This is a genomic window from Lysinibacillus sphaericus OT4b.31 (assembly GCF_000392615.1).
Lineage (GTDB): Bacteria > Bacillota > Bacilli > Bacillales_A > Planococcaceae > Lysinibacillus > Lysinibacillus sphaericus_B.
On record NZ_KB933398.1, the window covers coordinates 2,540,618 to 2,563,811 of the forward strand.

Below are 23,194 nucleotides of genomic sequence, written 5' to 3' on the forward strand. Positions count from 1 at the left end.
ATTCAGATATGTTCATCCATTCATAAAGCTTTTTCAATATTACGTCTAGCTTCATGCTAGACGAAAAAAATACTTTATATATAAGAGAATGGTTATATTGAAACTTTAAAGAAAAGAAGGGTATATTTATGAAAACACTTAACGTAATCAAACAAAATGATTCTTGTTGTACCACGGCTAAAGGCATTGAGGTGCAAGAGGCTATGAATGATTTAAATAAGAATTTCCCTATTGTAATAATTGGTGCTGGTCCAATCGGGTTAGCAGCAGCTGCTCATTTAGTGGAAAGAAATCAGTCGTTTATTTTACTAGAGGCAGGAAATGAAATTGCTCATAATATTCGTACGTGGGGCCATGTCACACTATTTTCTCCATGGCGATACAACATCAATAAAGCTGCTAAAGCTTTACTTGAGGACACGGATTGGCAAGAGCCTGACTTAGAAACAATACCTACTGGGCATGAGTTAATTGATCTCTATTTAAAGCCTTTAGCAGCGTTAGCACAAATAAAACCTTGTATTCAACTAAACTCAAAAGTAGTAGGGATTTCACGTCAATTGAATGATAAGATGAAATCAAAAAATCGAGTAAATCAGTCCTTTAAGATTTATGTGGAACAGGGGGACGACATCAATGTCATTGAGGCGAAAGCTGTTATTGATGCGACAGGTACGTGGGGGAATCCAAATCCAGCAAATTGTACAGGTGTTTGGCTCCAAAATGAAAAAATATTAGCAGATCATATTGAGTATGGCATTCCTGAAATAAAAATGAATTCTACAAGATATGCTAAGAAGAAGATTGCTGTCATTGGAGGCGGTCATTCAGCTATCATAGCTCTTGCTGAATTACAACAAGAGGATCCTTCAACGAAACTTGTTTGGATTATGCGTAAAAAATCTGTAGAAGAAGCCTATGGTGGCGAAGAAAAAGATGCGCTGACTGCACGGGGTGCTCTCGGTATACGTATGCATGAATTAGTAGATACAGGTAAGATCGAGGTAGTTACACCCTTCTATATTTCACAGGTGAAAAAAGGTGAGAACATCAATATTGTTGGTACTATTAACGGAGAACAGAAAGTATTAACAGGATTCTATGAACTTATTGTCAATGCAGGAAATCGACCAGATTTTACTATTAATAGCGAACTACGTCTTTCCATTGATACAGCAACAGAAAGTGTGCACGCATTAGCGCCACTAATTGATCCTAATGAGCATAGTTGTGGAACAGTTCGAGCGCATGGAGAAGAAATACTACGACAGCCAGAAAAAGGTTTCTATATTGTGGGCGCAAAGAGCTATGGACGCGCACCAACATTTTTAATGGCAACAGGCTATGAACAAGTCCGTTCAATAACAGCCTATTTATCAGGTGATGAAGAAGCTTCGCAACGTGTGGAATTGGTGTTACCAGAAACAGGCGTATGCAGTATTAATCTTGTCAATAAATCAAATACATGTTGTTAATAATTCGACTGTTAGCGAAAGCTAGCAGTCCTTTTTGACTCAACAAAGTTAGGGGGAAAAGGTGAGCACATTCTAGTGACTTGACCACTACCTTCTGGAGAGGGCCAAGTATGACAAAGCTATCTCGAGATTCATTATCTAAAAAACGATCATAATCAAATTATTTTTACCTCATTAAAGTGCCAGATAATGGTATGGCAAGGGAACTTGACATGTCACCTTTTGGTGTCCTATAATCATTAAGACAACAAAAGGTGTCATATTATTAAGAAGTTTAATTGCTGGCATTACAGGGAATAATAATGAAAAGGTGGGGGGATTTTGAACGAAAAAAGTCAAGTGAGGGATGTTTTTGCCGCTGTTGCCGATCCAACAAGGCGAGAATTGCTTCAAATGTTGGCAGATGTTGAAGAATTACCCCTACATCAGATAACGGTTCATTTTCGAATGGGTCGTACAGCAGTTTCTAAGCATTTGGCTGTCCTTCAAGATGCAAATCTCGTAATTACTAGAAGGGTTGGTAGAGAAACGAGGTATCGGTTGAATGCTACACCGTTGAAAGAAATTCAAGATTGGGTATCTTATTACGAAGGATTCTGGAAAGAAAGAATTGATAAATTAAAACTTTTATTGGAGGAAAAACAATGAAATCAGATGTATCATTAGATTTTAAATTTACAAGTTCAATTGAGCAGGTGTGGAACGCATTAACAGATTCGGATACTCTCGCAAAATGGATATGGAAAAATGACTTTAAACCACTCGTAGGTCATCAATTTCAATTCCGAGCTGAGCCAAATGAATGGTGGGATGGAATTGTAGATTGTAAGGTGCTCGAAGTGAACGAACCTCATCTATTATCTTACACTTGGGCAAGTGCTGGAGAAAGCACTACTGTTACTTGGACTTTGACAAAAGATTCAGATGGCACTGTCCTTCTACATCTCGATCAAACTGGATTTAGTGAAGAAACAAAAGCTCGCGAGGGAGCCATCGAGGGAGCTAAATATGCTTGGATGAATATGAGTGAACAGCTCGAAAAAGTGTTAGCACTGTAAAAGAGATTTCTTCATCCTCGTTAACGAGACATTAACAATAAAGGGCGCTTTTCTAAAGCAAGAAAGAAAGGCGCCCTTCTTATGCAATTATCTGTCATATAATTGCAGTCAGTATTTTTCAAACGATTTTCTACAATCGGACGCTTTTCAGGAACACGGAAAGCGTCATTTTTAATGGGACAAAGGATTGAGTCCAATAACAATTTTGGTTATTTAGCAAATGAGCAGGATGGTTGGTTGTAGAAACTTTTGTAATTTGAGTAAATACTTTGTGGGTTTGAGACTGAAAAAAGGATCACTAATTGCTGGATGTGAGCCATGAAATTATTTCTTCAAAACCGGATAAGTGCATAGATAACAAGAAATATAGAAATCTTCGTCTACAATTCGTATGCATTTGTCGATTCGAAAAATACACAACTTATGCTGCAGTTTTACTAACATGGTAATACTTAATTTAGACAACAGAAAGGATATCACTATGAACATAAATCAATTAATTGCCAACAATATTAACCAATTAGATGCAGTACTACCAGTAAATAAATCGTTAGGAATTGCTGGATTGTCTGGATCTGGTAAAACGACTTTTTGCCAAACAATTGGTGAAGAATCCAAGAAGCGTCTTGTTTCCTTATTGCCAAAGGCAGAATATCAGTATTTATTTCCTAATATTATGGAAACAAATTTCAGTGCCATCAAGATGGAAGACATACCTCTCGTACTTTTTCTCGGGAAATCATCCATTTCTTCCAATCCTCGTTCAACAATTGGCACACATACGGGTGTTTTTAAAGAGATTCGCGAACAGCTTGCTGAACAATTTAATCTTTCGCCAGAAGTTTTTTCATTTAATAATGCATTAGGCTGGTGTCCAGATTGTAAAGGGCGCGGTACTACCAAAAATGTTGAATGTAAGAAGTGTCAGGGCAGGCGCTATAATCCAGAAGTTGAGCAATATAAAATTGAATTACTTGATAAAGCACAGAATATTTCCGATATCAACGACTTAAGCATTGAAACCATTTTTTCACTAGCAGGAGTTTTAAATATTAGTGAAGCAAAACAACATATTCTAAAAAATATTATCAATATGAATATTGGTTACTTAACATTAAATCGTATTATGGGTACTTTGTCAGGTGGAGAATTGACACGCCTTTACTTGGCCGAATTCATGGCAACAAGTGAAAATACCGTTATTATTATTGATGAAATTTCCGTGGGTCTTGATCACCAAACACTATTGAAAATTTTACAAGAGATTAAACAATTGGGCTATAAAAATCAAATTTGGCTTATTGACCATTCTGACACGGTGCTTAACACAGCGGAAGAGCAATTGTTCTTCGGACCTGGTAGTGGTAAATATGGTGGGAAAATTGTCGATGAATCCCCTCGTCCAAAACCAATCATTTGTGAACAAAATCAGGCAATACCAACGCAATACTATCAATTTCATGATCTTTACTGTCGTAATATTCAAATGGCTGAAATTCACATTCCTAAAAATAGAATTGTCACATTTACGGGAGAGTCTGGATGTGGTAAATCTACACTTGTCAATGAATGTATGGCCAAAGATTTTGTGAAGCGCTATCCAAAAGATAAACTCGTTATGGTAGGGCAAGATCGTAACCAATCGATTACGAGTCGGTCAACCGTTGCGACGTTTCTTGATATTAAGAAGAAACTCACAAAATATAGTAACGATATTGATGATATTTTTCAGCGCTCGATTGAAGATATTATTGATGAATTACCAAATGAAGACATCGCTCATAAACGTTTGAGCTTATTAATCAAACTGGGACTTGGTTATTTGACATTGGAAAGAAAAACACAATCTTTATCGACTGGTGAATTTCAATGTGTCCATTTAGTTTCTGAACTGTTTGCCAACTCAAGAAACCCACATACGCTTTTTATTTTTGACGAACCTTCAAAAGGTTTATCACAAAATATTTTAAATCAATTCATTGATAGTGTTAGGGTCATTCTACAAGATGAATCCGTGTCAATGATAATGATTGAACATAATGCCTATATGCTAGAAAACTCTGATTTTATCGTTGATTTTGGTAAAAGACAGCCTGCACCTATAGCGCATCTTGCTGTTGTCAGTCATGCTGATTATTATCGTCAACCAAACAGTGCGAATAGAGTTGCTCCATTGCAAATTTCTTCAACTATCCATCAACAAAATGGCATTAACTATTTAAAAGAACATCATATTGCCTATTTTAAAAATGCAGAAAACGTCTATAAGGGCGGCATCTTGAAAAGCCTATCATCAATGGCTCGTTTGATTTATGGTGAGTTCGAATCTGAAACCATTGCACCCGTCATCGCCATTGATCTGGAACGTCACTTGTATAGTCAATATAGTTTTCTCTATGAAATCGGTGGATTAATTAACCATATAGTCGCGGCTCATCCAACCAATAAAGATACGAATAGCTTTGACTTCTATTATCAAGACAATCATTGTCCAAGCTGCTCAGGCCGTGGGGTGATTGAAAAATTTGACTTTGATGTAGTTGTCCAGGACAAAACCGTGCCATTTTGGGATGGCCTATTACATCCTGACGTCATGGAAGTATTAAAATACTATCAATACCCGAAATTACAATTCCTCTTTGATGAGATTAAAAATGAGCTTGGTCAAGATATAAGCAAAAGTTATCATGATATGACGGAAGCAGAAAAACATACCTTCTTATATGGCTATTGGGAAAAGTCATTTTATGATAAAGCAGGCAAGGCATCGAGGACATGGGAAGGCTTTAATTTAATCATTGGGCGCTATATATTTGTATCGAAATCGATTATTAAAGAGCACATAAAAGCATCCAAAGAGATGATTACCTGTCCAATCTGTCAAGGGACTGTGCTAAACCATCATAAAAAGCTTACATTTGGCGACACGGATATACGTGACATTATTCAGCAACCAATAAATCAAGTGATGAAAACAGTTGGTAAGTTACACATACTAGAAAAACTAAAGTCTATCGTCGGCGGTGATATGACTTTGACTGAAGATGTCTCCCTATTGCCTAGGGAAACACAGGTCGCACTGAAAATGTTTGAACTGGAGCAGGGAAGCTTTGCCCATTATGAAATGGTTTTACAAAATGTCCTACCATTTTGGGGCAGTATTAGCGATAATATCGAAACCATCAGCATGAATAATCGCATCACCATCTGTGATTTTGACAATATTACCGAAACGAGAGAAACCATCATTGATAAATATTTCACCAATGGAAAATACAAAAAATTGACGTATGTCTACGAAGCGCTCGGTTACAAAAAAATTGTCACCCTCATTAATAAAGTTAAAGCAAGTCATCCATGTCCATTCTGCAAAGGGAAGAAAGTCATATCGGAGGATGGGCTCCATGATGGCGTTTATAAATTATCGGTACCATGTGTGAGTTGTTATGCAAGTGGTATCAATGATGAAGGGCGAAAGGAAATCGTCGAGGGCATAGACGTGCAAACATGGCTAACTGGTAAAGTAAGTGACGTTGTTACGGAATGCTTAAATCTTGAGGCTGTTGCAGAGCTTCTAATTTTCAAACGTATCCGTGAATTGAATAAACAAGAAATGATGGCAATTTACCAATTCCTTGAGCAAAATAATTAAATTAGAATGATTCACACAAGCGATAATTAAATACTGAGCTAGCTGTCAATCAGTGAAGAAAACTCATGTGCAATGATAAATTGCATATGAGTTTTTATGCTTTTCAGAAGAGGAACAATTGGATGACTAAAGGACAGCGTAGGTTGTTTTTCTGAAATAATAAAGATTAGTTAGAGAGACCTTGTGAATTACAAAATGGCCAAAGACAGACTGAATAAACGTCATCTTAATTAAGACAACGGGATCGATACTAGGACGACCATCTGGTGAATAGAGCGTTTCAACCATTGGATAAATTAAATGAATGAAAAATCAATCGCAGCTTCTAATTTGCGTACTAAGTGTTGTTGTGGAACCACTTGAGCAATCGTCATCGTTTCAAGTGGATGTTGCTTGTAGCTGAGCGTTTAGCTAAATTCTGCACGAAACGTAAACAAGGAGAAGGCTAGCTAGTTCATCCGCGGAAAGCGAGTGGCTTTTTCCGAACCTGATTATTGTTACTTTCTATAGTCTGAGATGGCATAAATGTCATTGATGTTAAAGCTGTTATTGCTGTGACAGGTACTTGAAGGAATCCAAATCCAGCAAATTCTACAAGTGGCTGGTTACAAACTGGAAAAGTATTTATTGCATTCTTAGAAAATACATTATAAGATGATAATGATAATCATTTTCAATTAAAAAGGAGAGAGAGTTAATTGACAACCAAAAGACATCTTATAATTGGCATGCATTTAGCAGTTAATGGTGAACAAGGCCAGAAAGGGACGTTTATTGATGAGCATATTGCATTTGCCCAACGTGCAGAGGCAGCAAAATTAGATTTTGTATTTAAGGCAGATTATTTAATAGCCCATCCGGAGTTAATGGCTAAAACGAAAGGAACAGCAGGGCTAGATCCTAGTTTTTTATTTGCGACAGTAGCAAGAGAAACTAAACAAATAGGTTTAGTCACAACGGTTTCAACATCATTTATTCCACCTTATATTATAGCAAGGCAATTACAATCCTTGAATTGGATTAGTGAGGGACGTTTAGGTTGGAACCTCGTAACATCCATTGATGGGGCGTATAATTTCAGCAACGAGCCAATGCCCTCATCAGAAGAGCGTTATGCAAAGGCAGCTGAATGTAAGGAAGTTGTACAGCAGCTTTGGCATAGTAACCCTTATGAAATATTAGAGGCAGACGGTAATTTAGAGATAATTAATGAGCTTGTCAAGCCAATTAACCACGAGGGAGAGTATTTTCATGTAAAAGGCCCATTAAATATTCCGATGCATCCAGCAGGTGATATTCCGCTATTTCAAGCAGGAGCATCGGAAACAGGGCGTCAATTTGCAGCGACAGTATCGAACGCGATTTTTGCTGCCACGCCAGCGATGGAAGTAGGTATTGAATTACGTAATGATTTGCGTAAACGTGCTATTACAGCAGGTCGTTCGGCAGATGACATTCGTTTATTACCTGGATTGTATTTCTTTATTGGTGATACATATGAAGAAGCATTAGAAATGCATCGTAAAGCACATGAGCATCTTACAACGGAACGCCGCTACACCGCCTTAGAATCCGTAATAGGCATGGACATTCGTCATTTATCTCTTGTGGATCATGTAACAGCAGTAATGTTGCCACCAGAGGATCAAAAAGTTCGTAGCAAAACGCATGCACAACTTGTGCGCCGTTATATCATTGAAAATGAACCGACTGTTGAAGAATTGTTAGCACGCCCAGAAGTAATTGGCTCTGCACATCTAGTAGCAATTGGTACACCACAAGATATTGTGAATCAGATTGTCACTTTTTATGAAGAGGGAGCATTGGATGGCTTTATTGCTGTGCCAGGTGGTCCTCCAAAATCTTTAGATTTATTCTTTAGCGATGTTATACCGATGCTAGTCGAACGTGGCTTATTCCGAGCTGAATACAAAGGAAACACTTTGCGCTCACACTTAGGATTAGATGCATAATTACTTATTTAATTGAAACAAATTGATAGAATTGAACGAAAAGGGCAAATGGTGTTGAGCAAAACACACTTTTGCCCTTTTGTTGTTGGTAATCGCATGTAAACAGGTTGAACAGCTATAATTCGTTAAATGGTTAAGAAGAGCTGTAAATCATATGCAAAACTCCAGACCGTATCAACCGAGTAATTTTTTATGATTTCAATATACAAAAAAAATTCTTCAATGGCCGCATGTAGATGCAAGTATATACAATGTAGACGGTAGTAGAGGTTTTGTTTAACGAACGAGAGCTTTCATAAAAGAACAATAACAACTTACAAACAGCTAACTGGACTTTGGTATTAATTCATAAAATTCGGACAAACTAAATAATAGTTTCAAAGTAATAGTGTATACTTATTGTATGCAATTAATTTTTTATCGGAGGAATAATATGAAACTAGGAGCATTCTCTGTAAGTTTAAGTGTAAAGGACATTAATATATCAAAATCATTTTACGAAAATCTAGGATTTAAAGTATTGATGGGTGACATTACCCAAAAATGGCTCATTATGAAAAATGATAGTTGCGTAATTGGTCTATTCCAAGGAATGTTTGAAAAGAACATTTTGACGTTTTATCCAGGATGGAATGACAATGCCGAAAATCTTGATTCGTTTACGGACATTCGAGACATCCAAAATCAACTTAAAGAAAAGGGAATTAAAATACTGTCTGAAGCAGATGAAACAAGCGATGGGCCTGCGAATTTTACAATTGAAGATCCTGATGGTAATACCATTCTTTTGGACCAACACAGATGAAATGAAGGGAGCGATTCTTTATAAGAATTGCTTTTTTTGTATAACTGAAACCCTCTGCTGTGTAGGGGGTTCCGGAAAGCTTTAGCAATGGACAAAAAAAACCTTTCGTACAATAAAGTCTGGTCAACCGATTTCGTACGAAAGGAGTATCCAAATGGATAATAAAAGTTTAATACATACAAAATGGAATTGTCAGTTGTGTCAATACAAAATCAAAAATATGCTCTATCAGTTTTAACAGATATTAATCACCCAACTGACAATACTGTAGCAAAAATATCAAATATCCATGGATTATTAATCAGCATCTCAGAATCTAAGAATCGTGCTCATTCTATAAAGGGTAATTTTGACCAATAGCTATGTCTACAATTTTCAATCATTATGGTAAATAATACTTGAATGAATAATGAAAACAAATAATTAATAATATTAAACAACGAATTAATATTATTGATTTTTTTAATAAAAAAATTTAATTTTATTATTTATATTTTTGATTTCTTGTTATATAATCAAATCAACTAAAAGAAAGGAATTTCATAATGGCTTATAAAGTAATCACAAATTGTCCTGTCTGCAGTAAAACATTAAAAATTACAAAGTTGCAGTGCTCTCATTGTCACACTACGATTGAAAATGAGTTTGAATTATCTAAGCTGGCATCCTTATCGACGGATCAGCTTCATTTTGTGGAAGTATTTTTAACATGCAGAGGGAATATCAAAGATGTTGAAAAGGAACTGGGTATTTCGTATCCAACGGTTCGAGGCAAGCTAACAGACATCATTTCATCCCTTGGCTATGTACAAAAGAAGAAGAAAAATGAAGTAGACGAGAAAAATGTTGTTACCATGTTGGAAAATGGCGAAATCACACCAGAAGAAGCCATTAAGCTCTTAAAAGAGGAATAAGGAGGAATTTATCATGAAAGAGGAAATTACAAGAGTGTTAACAATGGTTCAAGAAGGGAAGATTGATGCAGATAAGGGATCAGAACTGATTCAAATATTACAAGGAAAAGAAGAAACAGGTAATAAACTGTTGGAAAAACCGACGAAATATTTAGATAAAACATTAAAAATTCGTGTAGTATCAACCGAAAATGATAACGTCACGGTCAATTTGCCTATAAAACTTGTCAAGGTCGTATTAATGGCTGGACACAGCATCGCAGCGAGTATTCCTCAAGCGGAAAAATACGTGAAAGATATCGACATCAGCCTTATTATTGAAGCAATCGAAAACGAACTAGATGGCCAAATCGTTGATATTAAATCGGCAAACGGAGACACCGTTTCGGTCATCATTGATTAGTGATTTGCTTATGATGCATGTAAAAGTGAAAACAAAAGACGTTCGGTTTACCATCCCAGTTCCATATGTTATTTTAAATATTGCTATTTCCATTTTATCGTCAAAATTTTTACAGCAAAATGTAAACAAATGGACAAAAGAGCACTTTGAAAGAAAAAAAATCGACTTTACCTTTCCACTAATAGACAAAGAATCGCTAAAGCCTATTGTCAAGGAACTAAAAAATTATAAGGGAATCGTGCTAGTAGATGTCAAAGCTAAGGACGGTACTGAGGTTAAGGTTAGACTATAATTTATTATAGAATACACCAACCACAGACTGGAGTTTTAAAAAAAACCTAATTTCTAGCTTACTATACCGAGAAAATTGTAAAAAAGACAAAAAAGGTATTTAAGCTCAAACAAACATAACCCCGTTCTAAATTTAGGACGGGGTTAATGCTTGTTTGATTTTTGATTGTAAGAATATTAGCCACTTGTACGTGGACAAGAACTTCCGGACTTTGTATAATAAACACAAGAATTTCCATACTTTCATATTGGTTTATAATCGATAGAAAAAAACTCGCATCCGTCTCTAAAATATTTGCAATTTTGTTAATAGAGCAAGAGGGTAAACTGAGTTTAGACGATTCAATGTATACTATAAATTATCCAAACAGAACAAGGAGGGAAAGTAATGACTAGAAAGCAAAAAGTTATAATTGTTGGTGCAGGGATTGTTGGTGCATCTATTGCTTATAATCTATCAAAGGAAAATCAGGATGTCACTTTAGTTGAGAGCCATTCAAAAGCAGGATGTGGTGTAACATCAACTTCCTTTGCTTGCTTGGATTAATCCTTCAGGGCGTGTTCCAGATAACTTTCAACATTTGTATGACGGGTCATTAGCAGAATATCATGTATTGGAAAAAGAGATCCCAGAATTAAAGGTAGATTGGAACGGCTCCCTTTCATGGGGAATTCCTGTAAACAGCCATAAATCTTATATAGAAAAAATAACTCGCCAGCAAGTATCAGACTTAGAACCTCATTTAAAAGAATATCCAAAGGAAGCTCTATATGCTTTTAAAGAAGGTGCGGTTGACCCTAATATTCTAACGAATCTTTTAGTAAAGAAAGCGCAAGAAAATGGGGTAAATATATTGTTCGACACAAAAGTAACACAAATTAAAAAGGAGGACGCTAAAGTTGTTGGCATACATACTTCAAAAGGCTTTATAGAATCAGATGTCATTGTATTGGCAACTGGTACAGCTATACCTGAGCTTTGTAAGCCTCTTAGTATCGATGTTCCTGTTGAGTCATCACCTTCTATTATTATTCGTATGAAATCTCCAAAAAAGCTTATTCACACATTAATTTCTAATTCAAGGTTTGAGGCAAGACAACTATCTGATACTACTATAATTGCTGCTGAAGATTATTTGGATGACCATGGAGAAAACGGACCAGAAGAGGTTGGAAGAAGAGCTTTTGATACCCTTCGAAATGATTTTATAAAAGGAGAATATCTCGAGCTAGATAGTATTCAAGTAGGTAAACGACCAATGCCTAAGGACGGCTATCCTATTGTTGGTTTTCATGATCAAATAAAAGGACTTTATTTAGCAGTAATGCATTCCGCAATCACGTTATCTCCTATTATTAGTCGATTGGTTGCGAAGGAGATCGTAGATAATGTGCAGTTAGAAGAACTAGAAGCTTGTAGACTATCTCGATTTTACCCAGTAAATGAATAATGCCTGATTTTACTTAAGTGGCTTTATAATCATCTGGACATTCTTGTCCCTATTAAAAATACATTTAAATGTGATCTGCCTAATTTTAATAAAACATTGGCGCAGAATCCCTTTTTTATTGGGAATTATACGGCATAACCCTTAAAATTTAATTATTTTGAAATATTAATTATTTAAGATGCCAACAGAAGTTAAACAACTTTAAAGAGCCTTACTACAAATAAAATGTAGCAAGGCTCTTACAATTTTTTGAAACTAATCCATCTACTCTAAATCATTAGCCAAAAAGGGGAAATTAAACGGAGAAAAAGTATTTTTATATTCATAATAATCAAATAAATATTACGGGAATCACCATTTGTGTTAATTGTACAAGTGGTGATTCTTATAAATTTTCAGTCAAGGAGTGAAGTAAATGAAGGTAGTAAAAATTACCGACAGAGAAGCTTTCCCTATATAAACTTAGTGAATAAAACTAAGTTACCCATTTAACCCATTTCATCATAGCTTTCATTTACCAATATAACATTCGAAGCTGTTTTCAGAAATGCCTTTAATGCACGCGTTTTATAGCTATTTTTTTTAACTACAATACCTATTTTCCAAGGTATATATTGACTACTAATTCTTTTAATACAAAGATCCTGTGAGTGTACTTTAACTAGGGGACTTGGAAGAATGGTAACACCTAAATCATTACGAACCAACGCCATTAACAAATCCCATTGAGTCGTTTTATATACAGTATTAGGCACAAAATTTTCTTTGCAACAACTTTCTAAAATTACTTGACTAAGGGCAAAGGACGAATCAAAAGATATCCAATCATCGTTTTGTAGTTGTGAAAGTGTAATAGACTGTTCATTTTGTAAAATGTGATTCTCGGGTAAACAAGCAACAAACGGTGCTTCAAATAATAATTGTTCTTCTAGTTCTTTGCTTTTAGTTGGAATTACAACAAAAGCTACATCTATTTCTCCTTTTTCAACTAGTTTTTCAATAGTCAAACCACCATCTTCAACAATTTCAATAGTAACCTCGGAGAAAGCCTGAGAGAAAGCTTTAGCAACTTGTGGAAAGAAAAAGGTACCAATAATTTGTGGAAGTCCTACTCTTAAATGTCCTTGAATGTTTTTTGTTGTATCTTCTAGTTCTATAGATAACTCTTTCATTTGTTGTAACATTATGATGGCTTTTTCATAGACAAGTTCCCCTTCATCAGTTAAACGAAAAATTCGGTTTGAACGATCAAATAATTTTACACCAAGATTTTTCTCCAACCTTTGAATGGTCTTAGTTAGAGAGGGTTGTGCAATAAATAATTTTTCACTTGCTTTTGAGAAACTTTTGCAATCTGCAATGGTCTTAAATACCTCAAGTTCACGTATATTCATTTTTTTCCCTCATTATTCTATTTAGTTATACTTATTATGATTAATATATATTGTTCATTATAATTGATTTCTTTTAAAATGTTTAAAAATAGGAGGATGTTACATGACAACTTGTAAAGTGGCCGTAGTTCAAGCAGGTTCAGTAGTTATGAGTAAAGTGAAGACTATTGACAAGGCAGTGAAATTAATTAAAGAGGCAGGTGAACAAAATGCCAATATTATTGTTTTTCCTGAAGCCTTTATTCCAGCCTATCCACGTGGAATGAGCTTTGGAGCATTGGTTGGAAGTCGGTCAGACAGTGGACGAAATGATTTTTTACGGTATGCAAAAAATTCTATAACGGTACCTGGTCCAGAAACAGAACAATTAGGTGCTGCGGTAAAAAAAGCTGGCGCTTATACAGTTATCGGTGTCATTGAACGCGACTCTCAAACTAGTGGAGGAACACTCTATTGTACTGTAATTTTCTTTAGTCCAGATGGAAAACTGATTGGTAAACATAGAAAATTAAAACCAACTGGTAGTGAACGTCTCATTTGGGGTGAGGGGGATGGTAGCACGCTCCCAGTCTTTGATACACCGTATGGTAAAATAGGAACTCTTATTTGCTGGGAAAACTATATGCCTTTAGCACGTGCTGCTATGTATGAAAAGGGCATACAAATTTATATTGCTCCAACTGCCGATGCGCGTGATACATGGTTTGCATCTATGAAACATATTGCCATTGAAGGACGTTGCTTTGTACTATCATGCAACCAGTACAGCACAAAGGAGATGTATGAGGAGGATTTACTAGAAACAGAGGAAATGCAACAGATGCCTAATGAGATCACAAGAGGAGGCAGTTGTATTGTAAATCCATTTGGTGAATTTTTGGTTGAACCTGTATTTGGCAAAGAAGAAATTCTGTATGCTACTTTAAATTTAGATGATATAACACGTGGGCATTTTGACTTTGATGTAGTAGGGCATTATGCACGCAAAGATGTATTTCAATTGAACGTGAATGAAAATAAAAGAGGCGTAAGTCAAAATTAAATTGATTTTAACAAAGACATACCCAAAATATGAAAGATTAAAAAGAAAGTTATTGATTGATTAAATTACAAAGGAAACATGAAGTAATAAAAAAATGTAAAAACTAATGAAAAAAACAGATAACCAATTACTGTTATCTGTTCAGACAAAGTCGATTTTTTTTTGATTGGGCTACTATAAACACAATCTTTTTAGATTTTTAAAATGTAGCTTTGTAAAGAAGATTGATCGTTTATATTAAAGATTGATAATTAGTAATAAAGTTTGATAATAATCATCTCTTAAGTTATTCTTTGAGATGATTTTTTTATTGGACATTTATGTTAAAACTGATGTTCCTGTAGTGAAGAATTTTATTAAGTATGTCTTTGTTCAACAATCGAGCCATTTAGTTGAATAAGGTGTATTGAGATAACCGGGCAGAATAGTTCAGCAATTTGCCTGCATGAATATAATTATAATAAGGTATATAGGATTTTTTCTCGAATGAACTAAACCTATTACTGATGTAGGCTGATATGCGGTTGTAATGAACACATACTTAGGTTGAAAGGAGGTTTTTATTTGTGACACAAACATCAAGAACTATTCCTGATGCCGCAGTACGCGGAACGGCATCTGGTGTATTTTTCATGGCGTTTTTTGGTACTCTGTGGGCGTACACAGGAATTATGGGATTGCAGGGCTGGGGAGTTCCATTATTGTTAGTTACTGCTGTTGCCATAGGTATAGCGTTGTTCATCGGTGGTGTTTCATTATTACGCGCATCGGGAGAATTGACGAATCAGGTTTCAAAAACAGCCTTAAGGCATGGGAAGCGTACGAGGTTTTGGTTTAACATTATTTTTGCGGCAGAGGGTTTGGCTATAGCAATCACGATTGCTGTCAGTAACGCTACTCGTCACCCTGAACTTATACCTGTCGTAATAGCTATTATTGTCGGTGTTCATTTTCTCCCATTGGCACCTCTTTTTCAAATCAGACTCTATTATTTTACAGGCACATTCCTTTGTTTACTTGCTATTATTACATGGCTGTTTGTACCTGCAAAAGTCACACTGGGGGAACATCAGATCAATGCATTTATGTCTGTAGTGGGCTTTGGCTCTGCCCTGATTTTGTGGGGAACTGGTCTTGCAATATGGCTAATGGGTAGAAGATTGCTAGGTATCGTCCCAAAATAAATAACATAAAAAGTGAGATTGGACTTTACACCGAAAAAATATGTTTATTATACAATAATATGAAAAGCAGAGTTACTTTCTTATTCAGCTAACGGGCGCAATTCTGTAGCAAGAATTGTGTCTTTTTCTTTAGGGAAGGACCATTTAGTTGAACAAGGGAAAAGTAAGTTATTATTAGAGAAGAATGAGGAAAAGAGGTGGGGAAAATGGACATGAATGCACGAAAAGCCAGATTAGAGCTGCTCTTACAAAAGCAAAAAGAGAAAGAAAAAAATGATGAAATACAGATGCGATTAGTTTGGATGTTAGAACCTTTCTCAACTAAAGAAGGTATTAGGTTGTTAGATGATAAGGAAAGGGAAAAAATGAAAACTGAACTTATAGAGAGCATCCCAATAATTGAGTGGGTAAGTCTAGATTTAGAGAAAATGAATAACAAGTTCGTGATACACAATGTTAGTAGGGATAAGGTGGCATCGTTTTTTAAAGATAAAGAACTATACACGGAGAATTCAGTTTATCTTTTCTTACAAGACGACCTGCCACCTTTTAGCACATGGCCGTGGGTAAAGATGCCACTATCAAAGATTATTGAAAATAGTATTGATCTAGCAGCAGAAGATGCCTATCCACAGTATGTATTTAGCCCATCACCCAGATTTGTAATAGAATTCGTTGAATCGGACTTAATCACCATTGCTTGGTAACGGTGAACATAACTTAGTTACTCCATAAAAGGGCGCTTTTCTGTAAAAAGGAAAGTGTCTTTTATCTTGTATTTGAAGGTCTCTCATGGTTCGGCAATATCTCATATTCATCGTGATGTATGGATCGGCTGTGCCTTTTTACTTTGCTCTCTATCAGGCTTTTAATCTTTTACGATACATTGACGAGAACACAGCGTTCTCGGAATTATCTGTAAAGGCGTTAAAGAACATAAAGTGCTGTGCCATTTTAATCAGTGGTTTGTATGTATTAGGTTTGCCAATCTTCCATTTTATAGCAAAGAAAGTTGAACCTCCTATTGGAATAATGGGACTCATCATCATTTTTACTTCGTTGATTATCGCCGTTTTTGCTGCTATCCTCCAACGGCTTCTACAAGAAGCGATTAATATAAAATCAGAAAATGATTTAACGGTCTGAGGTGGATGATATAGCAATTATTATTAATAAAGGTGCCGAAAAAATAATGATTTAAATTATGATACAATAGCGCCCTCTGAACAAAGGTGGGTGCTATTTGACGCTTTCATTTATTCTTTCTTTGCTTTAAAATTGTGCGGCTTTCCTCGGATGAATCCTTATATTTGGTATAATAAAGTGTAGATTTTTGGGAACGGAGCGATTGATATGAATGTAGCGCAAAAAGCGTTTTTTGAAGAAAAGGAGCGTTCACTTGGCGTTCGTCTAAATGATGTGCAAACGAAGGCAGTGTTGCAAACGAATGGGCCGCTGTTACTATTGGCATCTCCGGGTTCAGGAAAAACGACAACGATTATTATGCGTATTGGCTATATGATCGAGGTGCTTGGTGTGAAACCTTCTCGCATAAAGGCTGTCACGTTTAGTAAGGCATCGGCCGGTGATATGAAGGCACGTTTTGCAACGTTTTTCCCGCATTTGCCACCGGTTGATTTTTCGACGATTCATAGTTTAGCATTTCAAGTTGTGCGACAGACACTTGAACGCCAGGCTATTTCGTACGGCATCATTGAAGAATCGGACAAGCCTGATGTTGTTTCAAAAAAACGAGTGCTTCGCGGGATTTTTGAACAGTTAAATGGCACAAAAATTACTGAAGATCAGTTAGATGATCTACTAACGTACATAACGTTTATCAAAAATAAAATGCTGCCAGAACAGGAATGGGATATTGCAGAAGTAAAGGTGCCAAGAAAAGTCGAGATTTTACATCGTTATGAGGAATATAAACGCACAGGAAGTGACCGTTTGTTAATTGATTTTGACGATATGCTATTAATGGCGAATGATATTTTCTCGAAAAATCGAGAGGTGCTGGCGCAATACCAACGCCGCTACGATTATTATTTAACGGATGAAAGTCAGGATACATCGCCCGTTCAACATGCGCTCATCGCGAAGCTCGTCGCAGTCCATCAAAATTTATGCGTCGTTGCGGATGAGGATCAGGCCATTTATAGTTGGCGCGGTGCAGAGCCAGATTATTTGTTGAATTTCCAAAAGATATATCCGGAGGCGCATGTGTTACTTATGACGCAAAACTATCGTTCATCTGCAACGATTGTAGAGCCAGCCAATATATTCATTCAACGAAATAAAAAGCGTTATAACAAACAAATGTTTACGGAAAATCCTGCAGCAGAGCCCATCTCGTTTAAAATCCTAGAGAATTATAATTTACAGGCCAAATATTTAGTGGACCAGTTGAAAAATCTGTCTAAGCGCGGCTCAACGGCGATTTTATATCGAAATAATACGTCAGCCATTCCGCTTATGGACGCGTTTGACAGAGCAGGTTTGCCTTTCTATATGAAAGATTCCACGATTCGCTTTTTCACGCATTGGGTCGTGGAGGATATTAAGAACTTCATGCGTCTAGCATACAATACAAAAAACATCAAGGTATTTGAAAAAGTTTACAGAAAAATGAATGCTTATATTACACCAATGCAATTGAAGGCACTACAGAAAGTGCCGGAGGATGGCTGTGTATTCACACAGTTGTTAGAGCATGTTGAATTAAAGGATTATCAGCCTGAATATATTAAGCGGATTCGTAAAACATATGATAGCATTCAATTTGATAAAACGACACCAACAGCCATGCTAGAGCATATCCGTTATGATTTTGGTTATGAGCGTACTTTAAAGAAAATGAGTGAGAAACTCGGTTTTAATTATGAAAATTTGCTAGATATTGTGAATGTACTTTGTTTAATTGCTCGTTATACGCCGACGATGACCGAATTTGCGGGTCGTTTGAAGCAGCTTGAAAATTTAGCACGTTCGTCTCATATGAAAAATGAATTGAATGCAATTACACTGACAACATTGCACAGTTCAAAAGGCTTGGAATTTGACCGTGTGTATTTGATTGACTTGATTGAGGGGATTCTACCTAGTGAGGCAGAAGAAGAAATCGAGGAAGAAACACGACTCTTTTATGTCGGTATCACGCGAGCGATTCACCATTTGGAATTAATTTCGTATAGTAAGCGCTTTAAAACAAGTGTGGTGCCATCGATTTTCATGAAGGCGTTAAAACAAATCGTCTCACCGCAGGAATTGCCAAAGAAAGCGCCGAAAAGTCCAAGGAAAGAACTGAAACAGTACCGTAATGAGCGGACGATTACAACCGAGTCAACGTTAATCGTTGGCTCAAAAGTAAAGCATATGATTTTTGGAGAAGGGGAAATATTAGCTGTTACGAGTAGCACGATTGAATTGTCATTTGCTTCCGGGATTAAGAAGTTTTTGACGGATACATGTTTACAGCAAGGCTATTTAGAAACGGAAGATTAAATGAAGCGTATTCGGGATTTTTTCGAATACGCTTTTATAGTAGTGCTATTTTGAAGGGGAAGTATTCCTCTTGGTCAGTGCTACACCGTATCATCATTACAGTGACAAGTAAATTGGCAAAATCTAGTCTTCTGCTGGCACAGCTGTAGCTACAACTAAAAAGCCTGAGACGCATCAAGAATCAATAAAATGTACCGTCGCTTATCTCAATTGCTCTCATAGCCCTAAATAAAAAGCGCTTTTAAACACGAACTATTTTTAGTGAATCTAATTAAAAAGTTCGTTTTTAAGTAATAGAAGTGCTATTCGTCCATCGGCTGGATGCTTCATAATTATAATAAAACACGAATATTGCAGTATATTTAAACGTAACCAATAAAGACTGTTTTCACTAAGAAAATAAACTTAAGAGAGAATCATTCGAAACTTATACTTATTTGTTTAGTCGAGATTAACACTGATGAAGGGAACTTTAGAACAAACTCAGCCTTTAAATGAGTGCATTTGAGTTATGATTGTTGCTATAAACAAAACACTTTGGATTATGTTGAAATGGGAATAGATGTCCTATTAAGTATCTTAATACCAAATTTTAGTAAATTGCGTGAAATCATTAACAAGATAGTATTCTTTAAAATTCAAAGACAAGAATGTACAGACAAACATGTTAAATTTTTTATAAAGAAATAGTTGTTGATGGATAAGATCCTTCTCAGTTGGATAAAATATTTGCGAACTTAAAAAGTTCAAATTTCAAGGATTGGGAGGACTAAACATGTCATCTGAAATGGGAGAAATACATCGTACTGGTCGAGACATTAACGACGTAATAGTACATTTTGGTGGGCAAGCTGAGAGTGTTTTTAGTTCATTGGCTGAACCAGGTCGACTTTCAATACAAAAGAAAGCAGACGAATTTGCTGCACAGTATCTTGAAAGTAATCCTAATCCAGACTATTATGATTGTGTAAAAATTGTAGCAGAGGGAGTTTTGACAGCAGGGAACGAAATAAAGGCTAGCAGTGGTTCTTGGGGGGATTCAGTAGATGCAGCACTTGGTGCTGGTGTTGGAATTCCAGCAGCAAAAATAGCTTGTAAAAGAATAACGATGTCTTAACATTAATTTTTGAAAAAGCGTAGGCGTAAAAAGCTTATGCTTTTTGATATTTATTGATTTCTTTTATCCTCTCCTCAATAGTAATTTTAGTTGTCTGGACATTCTTATTCGTATATATTAAATGAATTAACTTAACCATTACAGAATCAGAACTATTTGTCCTTTTAACCATAAGGAACTTATACATTTTTTATGCACCTTATATGAGTATAAATTACTGTAAAATAGAGTGGACTTAATTTTAAATATAAAAAAGTCGGAATGACTAACTGTGTAAACTTTGTGTCCCGAAGTGAGACATCCTTGTGTCCTTTTACACTAAACTCGCTTCGTTTACTAAGAATTAAGTAATCTAAAGACACCAAAGATTTTACTTCGGTGTCTTTAGATTTTAGACATAAGAAATGTCCGGACATTCTTGTCCAAATACACATATGGGGAGTTGACGTATCCAATCCCTTCTCCTCGCCAAATAATTTTAGTTTACATAATATAAATACCTTGGTCACAGCTTTCTAATTATCGGATGTTTCTCATAATTTATCGTTCAAAGGGGGATTATTCGTTTGAATAATGCTAATTATCGTTCAATGTAGACTTGTCCAATATTCATAAAAAATATTCATTAGAGTGACAAATTTAGCTGGTTGTTACAGAATCAAGATACATGTTGGTTGAAGAATAAATACATATATTATTGATATTAGAACGGGAATATCTGAAGAGTCGAACGTGCAAATTTGTATGTTCGACTCTTCTTAATTGAGTTACATAATATATAGAACAATTGATAAATCTGTTTTAAAATATTGGTGAATCATTTAGATTTAAATGGGGTCCCTTTAGAAAAATGTGGATTTACAACGTTAAGGCAAATATGAATAAACAAGAGCAAGCACAACCTTATTAGGTGTTGTGTTTGCTCTTGTTTCAAATAGCGATAGATTGTGGCTTTGTAGCCAGACCTAGATTAAAATAGAATAATAAAAATATTTTAATTTTATGCAACTAATTACTATTAAACCGGTCTATTATTAATGGTGCCATTATCCATATATGAAACTGAACGGAATTGTGGTAATCGATTTGACGAATGTTAATCCGAAGTAAGAAGAGGTGGAGTCAGATTTATGCGGATACAACGATAAGGACAAACATACCCAAACCACGCTTTTTGGTGCATTTTTACTTCAACTTACGTGGCAGAATAATGAAAAATTAGTTAATATTAAAAATAGAAAAGGGGAGAAATTTATGTTTTCTAATGAAGAAAGAGAGTCTATTTATAAAGTTATTTATAATAGGAGAGATATTCGAAGTTTTTTATCAACTCCTATCCCTGAGAACATTATACATAGAATATTAAATGCAGCTCATCATGCACCTTCAGTAGGATTTATGCAACCTTGGAACTTTATTTTGATTTCCACTGACGAAATTAAAGAAAAATTGGCTTGGGCAGCAGAAAAAGAAAGCCGAGCATTAGCTGTTCATTATGATGGGGGGAAAAAAATGAAATTCCTTGATTTAAAAATTGAGGGTTTAAAAGAAGCTCCTATAACTATTTGTGTTACATGTGACCCTACAAGAGGAGGTTCCCATGTATTAGGACGAAATTCAATTCCTGAAACAGATATATTATCAACAGCCTGTGCTATTCAAAATATGTGGTTAGCAGCTTGTGCTGAAGGACTTGCGATGGGGTGGGTAAGTTTTTATAAAAAGAATGATATTAGAGACATTTTAGAAATACCACCACACATCGATCCCATTGCTCTTATATCAATCGGTTACACTGAAAATTACCCAGAAAAGCCCATTTTAGAGTTAGCTAATTGGGAAAAAAGACGTTCTTTAGAACATCTTATTTTCGAAAATAAATGGGGACAAAACTAAAGACTTATTAATCTATCAAGGTGCGTTAATTGAATAATGTTGAATTGCATAGGCAACTCTTTTTTCTTTATTGACCTAATGAAGTAGTTTAATTTAAGAAAGACTTATTAATAAACAGCCAGAATAGTATAAAGATGCTGTTAAAAAGGGGGGATTTCAAACTCGCTACATTTACATATCTAGAAAATAACGGGGGGAAGTTATAATATATGAACCTAGCGTTAAAACACAAGTGAAAAATTGCAAGCCATCCAAAACAGTTTTGGGGTTCAGTTCAACTTTGTTCAAAATGAGATTAATTTTTAGCAGTAAAATCAATTAAAGTATAGCTTTTTTGATTAATTTTTTAATTAAACTTACAAAAATACTTGCAACACCTATTATAGTACTGTACAGTACTAATTATGACAAGGGTAAAACTAATGAATCAAAAACGTGTGATTGAAGTAGCTGCAACATTATTTTTAGAAAAAGGGTTTGCTTATACAAGCATGGATGAATTAGTTCGTGTAAGCAAAGTTTCAAAGTCTAATGTGTATTATCACTTCTCTAATAAGGAAGAATTGTTGGAAGGGGTCGTTGATTATTGGATTGAAATGTATCAATCTGCAATTGATGGCTTACTATCTCAAAACCAATTATTAGTTGAAGATCGTATCCAACTGTTTTTAAAGCAATTATCACAAGGAGTTCAGACGAGAGAATATAAGGGGAGCTGTCCATTTATTACGCTTTATATTCAAAGCCCTACAAATGCCACAAAAGTAAAAGAAAAAATAGGTCTTTTTTTTGCAGGATTACAAACGAAAGTTTCTCTATTACTTAAACAAGGGGTAGAGAATGGTGAATTTAGAAAGACAATTAATATTGACGAGGTTGCATCTCTTTTTATTACAAATCTTGAAGGAGCGCTATTTATTTCAGAAACACTGAAGGATGCAACTGTTATCATGAAAACAGCAGATCATTTTTTTAACTTGCTTCGATAAAAGAAGCATTTTTTTTACATCAAATTAGTACTGAATAGTACTA

General features: G+C 35.4%; 18 protein-coding genes and 2 pseudogenes. 18 read left to right on the forward strand and 2 right to left on the reverse strand.

Annotation, left to right across the window (positions count from 1 at the left end; all coding sequences use genetic code 11):
• Window positions 1–128: 128 nt before the first annotated feature.
• The 4 genes from H131_RS11675 (at window position 129) to H131_RS11690 (ending at window position 6,185) form a co-directional block, all read left to right on the forward strand.
• Window positions 129–1,475, forward strand: a complete 1,347-nt coding sequence (locus H131_RS11675) for an FAD-dependent oxidoreductase (protein ID WP_010859345.1) — start codon at window positions 129–131, stop codon at window positions 1,473–1,475.
• A gap of 321 nt (window positions 1,476–1,796) precedes the next feature.
• Window positions 1,797–2,123 (forward strand): ArsR/SmtB family transcription factor, encoded by a 327-nt coding sequence (locus H131_RS11680; protein WP_010859346.1) that lies wholly within the window; start codon window positions 1,797–1,799, stop codon window positions 2,121–2,123.
• Window positions 2,120–2,533: an SRPBCC family protein gene (locus H131_RS11685; RefSeq protein WP_010859347.1), complete on the forward strand. Its 414-nt coding sequence runs from the start codon at window positions 2,120–2,122 to the stop codon at window positions 2,531–2,533. The genes H131_RS11680 and H131_RS11685 overlap by 4 nt, the downstream gene beginning before the upstream one ends.
• 481 nt (window positions 2,534–3,014) lie before the next feature.
• Window positions 3,015–6,185 carry an ATP-binding cassette domain-containing protein gene (locus H131_RS11690; RefSeq protein ID WP_010859348.1) on the forward strand — a complete coding sequence of 1,057 codons (3,171 nt, stop codon included), beginning with the start codon at window positions 3,015–3,017 and terminating at the stop codon, window positions 6,183–6,185.
• 198 nt (window positions 6,186–6,383) lie between these two features.
• On the opposite strand, the pseudogene H131_RS24435 reads toward H131_RS11690, so the two are convergent.
• A pseudogene (locus tag H131_RS24435) lies at window positions 6,384–6,559 on the reverse strand (transposase); the annotation flags it as partial.
• A gap of 324 nt (window positions 6,560–6,883) precedes the next feature.
• Between H131_RS24435 and H131_RS11695 the strand changes: the two are divergent.
• The 6 genes and pseudogenes from H131_RS11695 to H131_RS11720 all read left to right on the forward strand — a co-directional run bounded on the left by H131_RS11695 (window position 6,884) and on the right by H131_RS11720 (window position 12,022).
• The gene (locus H131_RS11695) at window positions 6,884–8,158 is read left to right on the forward strand and encodes an NtaA/DmoA family FMN-dependent monooxygenase (RefSeq protein WP_010859349.1); all 1,275 of its coding nucleotides are present in this window, start codon (window positions 6,884–6,886) and stop codon (window positions 8,156–8,158) included.
• Between the two features lie 433 nt (window positions 8,159–8,591).
• Complete coding sequence (locus H131_RS11700) at window positions 8,592–8,963, forward strand: VOC family protein (protein ID WP_010859350.1); 372 nt, start codon at window positions 8,592–8,594, stop codon at window positions 8,961–8,963.
• Between the two features lie 545 nt (window positions 8,964–9,508).
• On the forward strand, window positions 9,509–9,877 hold the full coding sequence (locus tag H131_RS11705) for a DUF2089 domain-containing protein (protein ID WP_010859351.1): 369 nt from the start codon (window positions 9,509–9,511) through the stop codon (window positions 9,875–9,877).
• A 13-nt stretch (window positions 9,878–9,890) separates the two neighbouring features.
• Window positions 9,891–10,280: an SHOCT-like domain-containing protein gene (locus tag H131_RS11710; RefSeq protein WP_010859352.1), complete on the forward strand. Its 390-nt coding sequence runs from the start codon at window positions 9,891–9,893 to the stop codon at window positions 10,278–10,280.
• A 10-nt stretch (window positions 10,281–10,290) separates the two neighbouring features.
• Window positions 10,291–10,572: a hypothetical protein gene (locus H131_RS11715; RefSeq protein WP_036131400.1), complete on the forward strand. Its 282-nt coding sequence runs from the start codon at window positions 10,291–10,293 to the stop codon at window positions 10,570–10,572.
• A gap of 387 nt (window positions 10,573–10,959) precedes the next feature.
• Window positions 10,960–12,022, forward strand: a pseudogene (locus tag H131_RS11720) (NAD(P)/FAD-dependent oxidoreductase).
• A gap of 488 nt (window positions 12,023–12,510) precedes the next feature.
• Here the strand turns inward: H131_RS11720 and H131_RS11725 are convergent.
• A complete protein-coding gene (locus tag H131_RS11725) occupies window positions 12,511–13,416 on the reverse strand; it encodes a LysR family transcriptional regulator (protein ID WP_010859354.1) in 906 nt (301 codons plus the stop codon).
• Window positions 13,417–13,519: 103 nt separating this feature from the next.
• Between H131_RS11725 and H131_RS11730 the strand changes: the two genes are divergently transcribed.
• The 8 genes from H131_RS11730 (at window position 13,520) to H131_RS11765 (ending at window position 23,151) form a co-directional block, all read left to right on the forward strand.
• A complete protein-coding gene (locus tag H131_RS11730; protein WP_010859355.1) occupies window positions 13,520–14,458 on the forward strand; it encodes a carbon-nitrogen hydrolase family protein in 939 nt (312 codons plus the stop codon).
• A gap of 566 nt (window positions 14,459–15,024) precedes the next feature.
• Entirely contained in the window at window positions 15,025–15,642 is a 618-nt protein-coding gene (locus H131_RS11735; protein WP_010859356.1) for a DUF7010 family protein, read from the forward strand.
• Window positions 15,643–15,854: 212 nt separating this feature from the next.
• Window positions 15,855–16,349, forward strand: coding sequence for a hypothetical protein (locus H131_RS11740; RefSeq protein WP_196228888.1), 495 nt, complete (start codon window positions 15,855–15,857; stop codon window positions 16,347–16,349).
• A gap of 85 nt (window positions 16,350–16,434) precedes the next feature.
• Window positions 16,435–16,788: a DUF2975 domain-containing protein gene (locus H131_RS11745; RefSeq protein WP_010859358.1), complete on the forward strand. Its 354-nt coding sequence runs from the start codon at window positions 16,435–16,437 to the stop codon at window positions 16,786–16,788.
• A 207-nt stretch (window positions 16,789–16,995) separates the two neighbouring features.
• Entirely contained in the window at window positions 16,996–19,149 is a 2,154-nt protein-coding gene (locus tag H131_RS11750) for an ATP-dependent helicase (RefSeq protein WP_010859359.1), read from the forward strand.
• Between the two features lie 775 nt (window positions 19,150–19,924).
• Window positions 19,925–20,266 carry a hypothetical protein gene (locus tag H131_RS11755; protein WP_010859360.1) on the forward strand — a complete coding sequence of 114 codons (342 nt, stop codon included), beginning with the start codon at window positions 19,925–19,927 and terminating at the stop codon, window positions 20,264–20,266.
• Window positions 20,267–21,520: 1,254 nt separating this feature from the next.
• Window positions 21,521–22,162, forward strand: coding sequence for a 5,6-dimethylbenzimidazole synthase (gene bluB, locus H131_RS11760; RefSeq protein ID WP_036130192.1), 642 nt, complete (start codon window positions 21,521–21,523; stop codon window positions 22,160–22,162).
• Window positions 22,163–22,584: 422 nt separating this feature from the next.
• Window positions 22,585–23,151 carry a TetR/AcrR family transcriptional regulator gene (locus H131_RS11765; RefSeq protein WP_036130195.1) on the forward strand — a complete coding sequence of 189 codons (567 nt, stop codon included), beginning with the start codon at window positions 22,585–22,587 and terminating at the stop codon, window positions 23,149–23,151.
• Window positions 23,152–23,194: the final 43 nt, after the last annotated feature.

Bases quoted from the DNA above. Each gene is read 5' to 3' on its own strand.
- H131_RS11765 (WP_036130195.1), top strand. From the start codon at position 22,585: ATGAATCAAAAACGTGTGATTGAAGTAGCTGCAACATTATTTTTAGAA.
- H131_RS11685 (WP_010859347.1), top strand. From the start codon at position 2,120: ATGAAATCAGATGTATCATTAGATTTTAAATTTACAAGTTCAATTGAG.
- H131_RS11755 (WP_010859360.1), top strand. From the start codon at position 19,925: ATGTCATCTGAAATGGGAGAAATACATCGTACTGGTCGAGACATTAAC.
- H131_RS11740 (WP_196228888.1), top strand. From the start codon at position 15,855: ATGAATGCACGAAAAGCCAGATTAGAGCTGCTCTTACAAAAGCAAAAA.
- H131_RS11700 (WP_010859350.1), top strand. From the start codon at position 8,592: ATGAAACTAGGAGCATTCTCTGTAAGTTTAAGTGTAAAGGACATTAAT.
- H131_RS11710 (WP_010859352.1), top strand. From the start codon at position 9,891: ATGAAAGAGGAAATTACAAGAGTGTTAACAATGGTTCAAGAAGGGAAG.
- H131_RS11750 (WP_010859359.1), top strand. From the start codon at position 16,996: ATGAATGTAGCGCAAAAAGCGTTTTTTGAAGAAAAGGAGCGTTCACTT.
- H131_RS11690 (WP_010859348.1), top strand. From the start codon at position 3,015: ATGAACATAAATCAATTAATTGCCAACAATATTAACCAATTAGATGCA.
- H131_RS11725 (WP_010859354.1), bottom strand. From the start codon at position 13,416: ATGAATATACGTGAACTTGAGGTATTTAAGACCATTGCAGATTGCAAA.
- H131_RS11745 (WP_010859358.1), top strand. From the start codon at position 16,435: ATGGTTCGGCAATATCTCATATTCATCGTGATGTATGGATCGGCTGTG.
- H131_RS11675 (WP_010859345.1), top strand. From the start codon at position 129: ATGAAAACACTTAACGTAATCAAACAAAATGATTCTTGTTGTACCACG.
- H131_RS11715 (WP_036131400.1), top strand. From the start codon at position 10,291: ATGATGCATGTAAAAGTGAAAACAAAAGACGTTCGGTTTACCATCCCA.
- H131_RS11705 (WP_010859351.1), top strand. From the start codon at position 9,509: ATGGCTTATAAAGTAATCACAAATTGTCCTGTCTGCAGTAAAACATTA.
- bluB (WP_036130192.1), top strand. From the start codon at position 21,521: ATGTTTTCTAATGAAGAAAGAGAGTCTATTTATAAAGTTATTTATAAT.
- H131_RS11730 (WP_010859355.1), top strand. From the start codon at position 13,520: ATGACAACTTGTAAAGTGGCCGTAGTTCAAGCAGGTTCAGTAGTTATG.